A 2,490-nucleotide genomic window follows, 5' to 3' on the forward strand; every position below is an offset into this window, starting at 1 on the left:
GCCACGCCTTCCACTCACCCCTGATGGACCCCGCCCTGGAGGAATTCCACGCCGTCGCGGCCGACCTCACCTACCACCCGCCCCGCATACCGATCGTCTCGAACGTCACGGGAACGTTCGCGACCGCCGCGGAGCTCGCCTCCCCGGACTACTGGACCCGCCACATCCGCGAGGCCGTCCGCTTCCACGACGGGCTGCGCACCCTGGACTCGGCCGGCACGACCGTGTACCTGGAACTCGGGCCGGACGCCGTCCTGACCGGCATGGCCCGCCAGGGCCTGGGCGGCACGGGACGCCTGCTATCGGCCGTCCTGCGCCGTGAGCGCCCCGAAGCGGGGTCCTTGCTCGCCGCACTCGCCGGGGCGCACGTCCAGGGCCTCGCCATCGACTGGGCGCACGTGTACGCCGCCCGGGGCGGCCGGGCGGTCCCCCTGCCCACGTACGCCTTCCAGCGGGAGCGGCACTGGATCGACGGCTCGGCGGCCGCCGTTCCGGTTACCGAGGCCCTCGCTCCCGCCTCCCCGGCGCCGCGACCGCTGCCGGCGAGAGAGCCCCTCCGGCGCCCCGCCGAGCCGGCCGAACCGGCCGAACTGGCGGAACTGGTGCGCGGCCAGATCGCCTTCGTGCTCGGCCATGTCAGCGCCGGGACCGTGGACCCCACCCGCAGCTTCAAGGACCTCGGCTTCGACTCGCTGTCCGGCGTCGAACTGCGCGACCGGCTGCAGGCCGCGACCGGCCATGCGCTCCCGGCCGCCCTGATCTACCACCACCCGACACCGGAGGCCGTGACCCGCCTCCTCTCGGAGCGGTCCGCCGGCGACCCGTCGACCGCCGCCGCGCCGGAACCCCAGGCCGCGCCGGCTCCGGCCGATGCCGATGCCGATCCGATCGTCATCGTCGGGATGGCCTGCCGCTACCCGGGCGGCGTGGCCTCGCCGCGTGACCTGTGGAACCTCGTCGCCTCCGGCGGGGACGCCATCGGCCCCTTCCCCACCGACCGGGGCTGGGACCTGGCCGGTCTCTACGACCCGGACCCCGATCGGCCGGGTACGGCGTACACGCGCTCGGGCGGATTCCTCTACGGAGCGACGGAATTCGACGCCGGGTTCTTCGGGATCAGTCCGCGTGAGGCGGCGGCGATGGATCCGCAGCAGCGGCTGCTGTTGGAGACGGCCTGGGAGGCGTTCGAGCGGGCCGGCATCGAGCCCCGTACCGTGCGCGGTCCGCGCGCGGGTGTGTTCGTCGGCGCGACGGCCCAGGACTACGGCCCCCGCCTGCACGAGGCGGCCGACGGACACGACGGCTACCTGCTCACGGGCAGCACGGCGAGCATCACCTCGGGGCGACTCGCGTACACCTTCGGCCTGGAGGGGCCGGCCGTCACCGTGGACACCGCCTGCTCCTCCTCCCTGGTCGCCCTCCACCTGGCCGTCCAGGCTCTGCGCCGGGGCGAGTGCGACCTCGCCTTGGCGGGCGGCGTGGCGGTCATGCCCACTCCGGGCATGTTCGTCGAGTTCAGCCGCCAGCGCGGCCTGGCGCCGGACGGGAAGTGCAAGCCCTTCGCGGCCGCCGCGGACGGCACTTCCTGGTCGGAGGGGGTCGGTCTGCTGCTCGTGGAGCGCCTGTCGGACGCGCGCCGCAACGGGCACGAGGTCCTCGCGGTCGTGCGCGGCTCCGCGATCAACCAGGACGGCGCCAGCAACGGACTCACCGCGCCCAACGGGCCGTCCCAGGAACGGGTGATCCGCCAGGCCCTCGCGAACGCGGGGCTGACCACCGCCGATGTGGACGCCATGGAGGCCCACGGCACGGGCACCCGGCTCGGCGACCCCATCGAGGCCGACGCCCTCCTCGCGACCTACGGCCAGAACCGGCCCGAGGACCGTCCGCTGCTCCTGGGGTCGTTGAAGTCGAACATCGGGCACGCGCAGGCCGCCGCCGGTGTCGGCGGGATCATCAAGATGGTCGAGGCCATGCGCCACGGCGTACTCCCGAAGACCCTGCACGTGGACGAGCCCTCCCCGCACGTCGACTGGACCGCCGGGGCGGTCGAACTCCTCACCGAGAACACGGTGTGGCCCGACAGCGGGCGGCCCCGGCGCGCGGCCGTCTCCTCCTTCGGCATCAGCGGCACCAACGCCCACGTCATCCTGGAACAGCCCCGGGAATCCGAATCCGCTGCCACCGACCCCACCGGTCCGCTGCTCCTGCCCCTCTCCGGGCAGACCCCCGAAGCCCTGCGGGCCCAGGCCGCACAGCTGGCCGCGTACCTGGAGGAGCGGGAGGACGAGGACTTCGCCCCGGCGGCCGCAACCCTGGCCCGCGGACGGACCACGCTGGAGCACCGTGCGGTGCTGACCGCCCAGGACCGGGAGGGCGCGCTCGCGGGTCTGGTGGCGCTGGCGGCGGGTGAGGACCACCCCGGCGTGGTCACCGGCAACGCCTCGGGCCCCGCCCGGACCACGTTCCTGTTCACCGGACAGGGAAGCC

1 protein-coding gene is annotated in these 2,490 nt (G+C 74.4%); it reads left to right on the forward strand.

Annotation, left to right across the window (positions count from 1 at the left end; translation table 11 throughout):
• Positions 1-2,490: beta-ketoacyl synthase N-terminal-like domain-containing protein (locus tag ACIQ5Y_RS39830; protein WP_403892482.1), on the forward strand; the 2,490-nt coding region annotated here is incomplete at both ends.

The organism is Streptomyces sp. NPDC096339 (assembly GCF_044762985.1).
In the GTDB taxonomy this organism is placed as follows: Bacteria; Actinomycetota; Actinomycetes; order Streptomycetales; family Streptomycetaceae; genus Streptomyces.